7 protein-coding genes are annotated in these 5,619 nt (G+C 74.2%); 3 read left to right on the top strand and 4 right to left on the bottom strand.

Annotated elements, in window-relative coordinates; genetic code table 11:
• Nucleotides 1-621: 621 nt before the first annotated feature.
• On the bottom strand, nucleotides 622-1,050 hold the full coding sequence (locus tag ACFQH9_RS26325) for a nitroreductase family deazaflavin-dependent oxidoreductase (protein WP_379570061.1): 429 nt from the start codon (nucleotides 1,048-1,050) through the stop codon (nucleotides 622-624).
• Between the two features lie 37 nt (nucleotides 1,051-1,087).
• A complete protein-coding gene (locus tag ACFQH9_RS26320; protein ID WP_379570059.1) occupies nucleotides 1,088-1,792 on the bottom strand; it encodes a M50 family metallopeptidase in 705 nt (234 codons plus the stop codon).
• Nucleotides 1,793-1,889: 97 nt separating this feature from the next.
• Here ACFQH9_RS26320 and ACFQH9_RS26315 point away from each other — a divergent pair, with 97 nt between their 5' ends.
• Nucleotides 1,890-2,816: a helix-turn-helix domain-containing protein gene (locus tag ACFQH9_RS26315; RefSeq protein ID WP_379570057.1), complete on the top strand. Its 927-nt coding sequence runs from the start codon at nucleotides 1,890-1,892 to the stop codon at nucleotides 2,814-2,816.
• Nucleotides 2,817-2,822: 6 nt separating this feature from the next.
• Here ACFQH9_RS26315 and ACFQH9_RS26310 read toward each other — a convergent pair whose 3' ends face one another.
• Entirely contained in the window at nucleotides 2,823-3,458 is a 636-nt protein-coding gene (locus ACFQH9_RS26310; protein ID WP_379570055.1) for a LysE family translocator, read from the bottom strand.
• A 166-nt stretch (nucleotides 3,459-3,624) separates the two neighbouring features.
• Between ACFQH9_RS26310 and ACFQH9_RS26305 the strand changes: the two genes are divergently transcribed.
• Nucleotides 3,625-4,113 (top strand): pyridoxamine 5'-phosphate oxidase family protein, encoded by a 489-nt coding sequence (locus tag ACFQH9_RS26305; protein ID WP_379570053.1) that lies wholly within the window; start codon nucleotides 3,625-3,627, stop codon nucleotides 4,111-4,113.
• 88 nt (nucleotides 4,114-4,201) lie between these two features.
• Here the strand turns inward: ACFQH9_RS26305 and ACFQH9_RS26300 are convergent, their stop codons facing one another.
• Nucleotides 4,202-5,119 carry a DUF2961 domain-containing protein gene (locus ACFQH9_RS26300; RefSeq protein ID WP_379570051.1) on the bottom strand — a complete coding sequence of 306 codons (918 nt, stop codon included), beginning with the start codon at nucleotides 5,117-5,119 and terminating at the stop codon, nucleotides 4,202-4,204.
• A gap of 164 nt (nucleotides 5,120-5,283) precedes the next feature.
• Here ACFQH9_RS26300 and ACFQH9_RS26295 point away from each other — a divergent pair.
• Nucleotides 5,284-5,619: DUF5685 family protein (locus ACFQH9_RS26295; RefSeq protein ID WP_379570049.1), on the top strand; the 336-nt coding region annotated here is incomplete at its 3' end.

The following is a 5,619-nucleotide window of genomic DNA, read 5'->3' as shown; positions in this document are numbered from 1 at the left end:
CCGTCGCCAGAGGGTCAGCTTTCAGCCGTCGTCAGCAGGTGTGCCGCGCCCCGACGGGTGTGCCGCGCGCCGACGACGGCGCACTGATCGTCGAACTTGCTGCGAGTAAGTGAAATGTGCGGGGCCGACCACGATGCCGGTGCGCGCCGGGGTGTGCGATGCGTTGGCCAAGTGTGCGAGGCGGACGAACCGGGTGTGCTGCGCTCCAACGGATGTGCCGCGCCGACCACGACGTCCCGCCCGCAACCAGGTGTCGCGACCAGGTGTGCCGCGCCCAGCACGGTGCCCGCCGCGGCCATCGGGATGTGCCACGCCCCGACGGGTGTGCTGTGCCGACCGTGGCGCCTGCGCGCGCGACGAGGTGTGCCGCGCCGACCGTGGCGCCCTGCGTGCGCGACGAGGTGTGCCGCGCCGACCACGATGTACCGCGCGCGTCGAGGTGTGCCGCGTTGACCACGATGTACCGCGCGCGACGACGTGTGCCGCGCCGACCATGGCATCCTGCGCACGCGACCAGGTGTGCCGCGCCGACCACGGCGTGCGGCCCGCGACGAGCCGGCGCGGGACGAGGTGCGGCGTAGGACCAGGTGTGACGCTCCGAGGGGAGGCGGCCGTGCGGCGTCAGGCGACCGGGGTGAGGGCGAAGACCGGGATCGTGCGGACGCCCTCGGTCTTCTTCTCGTAGTCCCCGAAGCCCGGCGCGGCCGTCTTGATCCGCTCCCAGACCGTGTCCCGCTCGTCCCCGGTGAGCTCCGAGGCCTCGACGGTCAGCTCGCGCACACCCTCGGCCGTCGCGAGGTCGACCGCGATCCGCGGGTGGGCCTTGAGGTTGTGGTACCAGGCCGGGTGCGAGGGGGCGCCGGCGGCGGAGGCGACGACCAGGTACCGGTCGCCGTCCTCGAAGTACACCAGCGGGCTCGTGCGCACCGTCCCCGACTTCGCGCCGACGTGGTGCAGCAGGACCATCGGAGCGCCCTCGAAGGGCGGGCCGACCTTCCCGTCGTTCTCCTGGAACTCGCGGATGACGCGGGCGTTGAAGTCCTCGGGCACGACTCGGTCCTCTCGGCTGGTGTTCACGCGACCGCGGTCACGTGAAGACGATCACGGCGGCGGCCACGGTAGCCGCCGTCCCGATCAAGCCGAACACCCCCGCCCACATTCCGCCCGGTACCCCGGTGATCGCGGCGAGCTGGTCGGCATCGGAGGTCGTGGTGCGGCGCCGACGGCGGCTGCGCTGCAGCTCCCGCACCGCCCGCAGCCCGCCGAACAGCAGGAACCAGCACAGCGCCGCCGCGAACCCGGCGCGCCAGTCCGCCGGTGCCCACGTCGCGACCGCGCCGAGCACCCCGCCGGTCACCAGCACCGCGAACGCCCCGTACAGGTTGCGGACGTAGACCAACGTCGCGACCAGCAGCGCCACCCCGAGCCACAGCAGCGCGCTCGTGTAGCCGGCCGCGACCAGCGCGGCGCCGCCCAGCCCGAGCAGCGGCGGGAACACGTACCCGGCCAGGAACATCAGCACCACGCCCGGCCCCCGGCCGGCGCCCGTCGAGTGCGTGACCCCCGAGGTGTCCGCGTGCAGCCGGATCCCGGTCAGCCCCCGGCCCACCAGGACGGCGACGAGCGCGTGCCCGCCCTCGTGCGCGATCGTCACGACGGTGCGGGTCAGCCGCCACGTGGCCGTCCACAGCACGACGAGGAGGGCGGCGGCCGCCGCGGCGAGCTCGGCGGGCCGGGCGGTGAGGTTCGCCAGCATCGTGTCGAGGACGCCCTGCACTTCGGATGGCAGCACGCGCCGAGTGTCGCAGCGGCGGCTGTGCGCGGGCTGAGGACCCACCGGCAGGATTCCCCTTGACCTTCCAGCCGCTGGAACCCCGAGGGTGGATCACGTGACCGCGACGAACGAGGGGACGGACCGCACCCTGCTGACGATCGGGCAGCTCGCCCGGCGCTCGGGGGTGCCCGTCCGCACCATCCGCTTCTGGTCGGACGAGGGCCTGCTGCCCGAGACCGACCGGAGCCCCGCCGGCTACCGCCGGTACGACGCGGCCGCCGTGGCCCGGCTCGATCTCGTCCGCACCCTGCGGGAGCTCGGGCTGGGGCACGACGACGTGCGGGAGGTGCTGCTGCGTCGACGTCGGGTCGGCGAGGTGGCGGCCGCGCACGTGCGGGCCATCGACGAACGGATCCGCGCCCTGCGCGTGCAGCGTGCGGTGTGCACGCTGCTCGCCCGCGGCGGCACGGATCCCGCACCGAGGGAGCTGAGACTGATGAACGACCTGGCCAGGCTGTCCGCCGAGGAGCGGCAGCGGATGATCGACGAGTTCGTGGCCGAGACCTTCGCCGGCACCGACCCGGAGGCGCCCGGCGCCGGCATCGCCTCGGCGATGCGGACCATGCCGGCCGAGCTGCCGGAGGACCCGACCACGGAGCAGGTGGAGGCGTGGGTGGAGCTCGCCGACCTCGTCTCCGACCCGGCCTTCCGGTCCCGGGTGCGGGAGATGGCGGTCGCCGGGTCGGAGGCGGCCGCGCCACCGCCCTACGACCCGGGCACGGTGCTGGAGCACGCCGGCGCGGCGCTGCGGGAGGGGGTCGACCCGGGGTCGCCGGAGGCGGCCGAGGTGCTGGCCCGGATCGGCGTCGGCGACCTGCCGGCCGCCGGGCGGGCCGAGCTGGCGGCGACCGTCGACACGTTCAGCGACCGGCGCGTGGAGCGGTACTGGACCCTGCTCGGCCGGCTCAACGGCTGGCCGGAGCGCCCGCCGTCCGTCCCGGCCTTCGAGTGGTTCGCCGCCGCCCTGCGGGCCCCGCGGTAGGACCGGTCAGTCGTGTCGGCCGCTGAAGGCCAGCCCGACGCCCATCCCGACGAGCACCAGCCCGGCCGCGCCGCCCATCCGGCGCAGGCGGGCCGGGCTCGTCGCGAACCAGTCCCGCGCCGCGCCGGCGACGAGGCCCCAGGCCGAGTCCAGCACCGCCGCCGTCAGGCAGAAGAGCAGGCCGAAGGTCAGCAGCTGCAGCGCCGGGTTGGGCGTCTGCGGGCCGAGGAACTGCGGCAGCACGGCCGCGAAGAACACCAGCGCCTTGGGGTTGGTCAGCCCGACGAGCACGCCCTGCAGGTACACGCGCCGGCCGGCGGCCACCCCCGGCCTGCCGAGCGCGGCCACCAGGTCGCCGCGGGTGCGGATGGTGTGCACCCCCAGCCAGATCAGGTAGGCGGCGCCGGCCAGCTTGATCGCGGTGAACACCGTGGCCGAGGCGGCCGCGACGGCCCCGAGGCCCAGCGCGACGACCACGACCAGCACGGCGACGCCCGTCGTGTTCCCCGCGACGCTCGCCAGCGCGGCACGGCGGCCGTGCGCGAGGGCCCGGCCCACGATGAACAGCACGCTCGGGCCCGGGATCGCGACCAGCACGAGCGACGCGGCGAGGAACGCGAGGATCGCACCGGTCGAGGGCATGCCGGGACGGTAGGGCCCGGCCCCCGGCCGGGCACACGATTTTCGGCGGCGGTCCGCCGAGGCAGGCTCGACGATCTCCTGCACGGGTGAGGTCGAGAACGCGCGGTCGGCACCGTCCCTGGACGAGAGGGGCGGGCAGCGCCGCGCCCGACGGGAGGACACACCGATGGAGCAGCACGACGTCGACACCGAGCTGGCCGCCGCGAGGGAGCTGCTCGACTCGACCTCGGCGGGCCATCTCGCCTACACCGCGGAGGACGGCACGCCTCGGGTGGTCACGGTCGGCTTCTTCTGGACCGGGGAGCAGTTCGTGACCTCCACGGCCGCCACGGCGCCCAAGGTCGCGGCGCTGTCGGCCCGGCCGGACGTCGCCCTGGCCGTCGACGCCGGCGGCAGGCCGGAGCAGGCCCGGGCGCTGTCGGTGCGCGGCCGCGCGGACATCCGCATCGTCGAGGGCGTGGTCGAGGAGTACCTCGCCGCCGCGCGCAGGAGCATGGATGCCGAGCCCGCCGCGCAGTTCGCGCAGAACTGCCGCGCGCTGTACGACCGGATGGCGCGCATCGCGATCACACCGCGCTGGGTCCGGTACTACGACTTCGGCGCCGGCCGGGTGCCGAGATTCCTGCAGGAGCTCGCCGAGCGCAGCGGGCGGTGACCCGTTCCCCCGCCCGCTCCCGGGGCCGCCGGGACGGCGGCGTCGCGGGGGTCGTGCCGGCCACCCGCCGGACCGGGTCGGGAAAGGGTCACTGGTAGTAGAGGACGCACCAGCACAGGGTGTCGCCCGTGGTGCACGCGGGCTCGGGCAACGACCTCACCACGGCGGAGCTCGTGAAGGGGATACCGCCCCATTTCGACCACAGGTCGGTCGCCATCCCCACCACGTTCACGTTGCCGGCGGGCCGATCCGTGCCGACATAACTGTGGACACTCGTGTCGTAGTCGCGGCGCCCGTTGAAGTACCACCCGCTGTCGAACCAGTCCTCCGTCCCCGTCGCGACGATCTGCGCGGTCGGCTCGCCGTCGACGGTGACGGAGAAGTTGCGCTCCAGCCAGGACAGGTTCGTGGCCCCGACGCCGGCGATGTAGGAGTGGTGGACGATCGACCCCGGGCCGCCGGTGATCTGCGCGAGAGTGGTGGTCGAGGCCGCCGCCCGGGTCACCCTCTGGTCGACGTAGCGCGCCCCCTGGCAGCGCAACCGCCGCCCGTTCGCCTCGTCGGACGCGGTGAGGCTGTAGGTCGCCATGGAGTAGATGCTCGCGGTCTGCCCGGCGTCGATGTTGAAGTAGGCGATCCTGATCGAGGCGCCGAAGGGCATCGGGTAGGTCGACAGGAAGGCGGTGAGGTAGTTGCCGCTGTTGATCTCGACGTGCAGGTGGGTGCACGAGTGGCTGGTGTTCGCGCTGCCGGCGCCCCAGTGCGTGGCGAGCAGCGTGCCCATGTCGATGTCGATCGCCGGGGTCGGCGCGCCGTCGTAGTAGACCCGCAGCCGGCCGTCCAGCGCGGGGGCGTTGCCGCCGCCGAGGGCCATCCAGAGGGAGACGACGACCCCCGGGCCGTTCCGCGCGCACAACGTCCGTTCGGTGTTCGGCGGCACCAGGACGTTCTCGAGCTTGTCGATCCGGAGTTTCTCCTGCCGGAGTGGGGCAAGCGGATCCGCCATCGCCCGAATTCCCCTCGTCCGAGAAAGGGCCCGTCGAATTCGCCCGACACTACTGAGGACACACACCCCGGGAAAGGACCGACCGCGGCCCGCCCGCTGCGCGAATTCGCTCCGCACCCGGATCGTGTGCCGGGCGGACCGGTGACGTCGCTAGGATCCGGCGCGTGTTCGGCATGGTCCGGCCCTGCCGGCACACCCTCTCCCCCGCCCTGCGCGCCGAGTGGATCGGCCACCTGTGCGGGCTCTGCTACGCGCTGCGGGACGAGCACGGCCAGGCCGCCCGGATCGCCACCAACTACGACGGGCTGCTGATCTCCGTCCTGCTCGACGCGCAGGCCTCCGCGACGGGCCGCCGGACCGCCGGCCCGTGCCCGCTGCGCGGCATGCGGACGGCCCGGGTCGCGACCGGCGAGGGCGTCCGCCTCGCGGCCGCGGTGAGCCTGGTGCTGGCCTCGGCGACGCTCGTCGACCACGTGGCGGACGGCGACGGCCCGTTCGCG

This window comes from Pseudonocardia lutea (assembly GCF_042658055.1).
GTDB classification, from domain to species: Bacteria; Actinomycetota; Actinomycetes; order Mycobacteriales; family Pseudonocardiaceae; genus Pseudonocardia; species Pseudonocardia lutea.
This window is presented reverse-complemented; position numbering and strand designations above follow the sequence as displayed.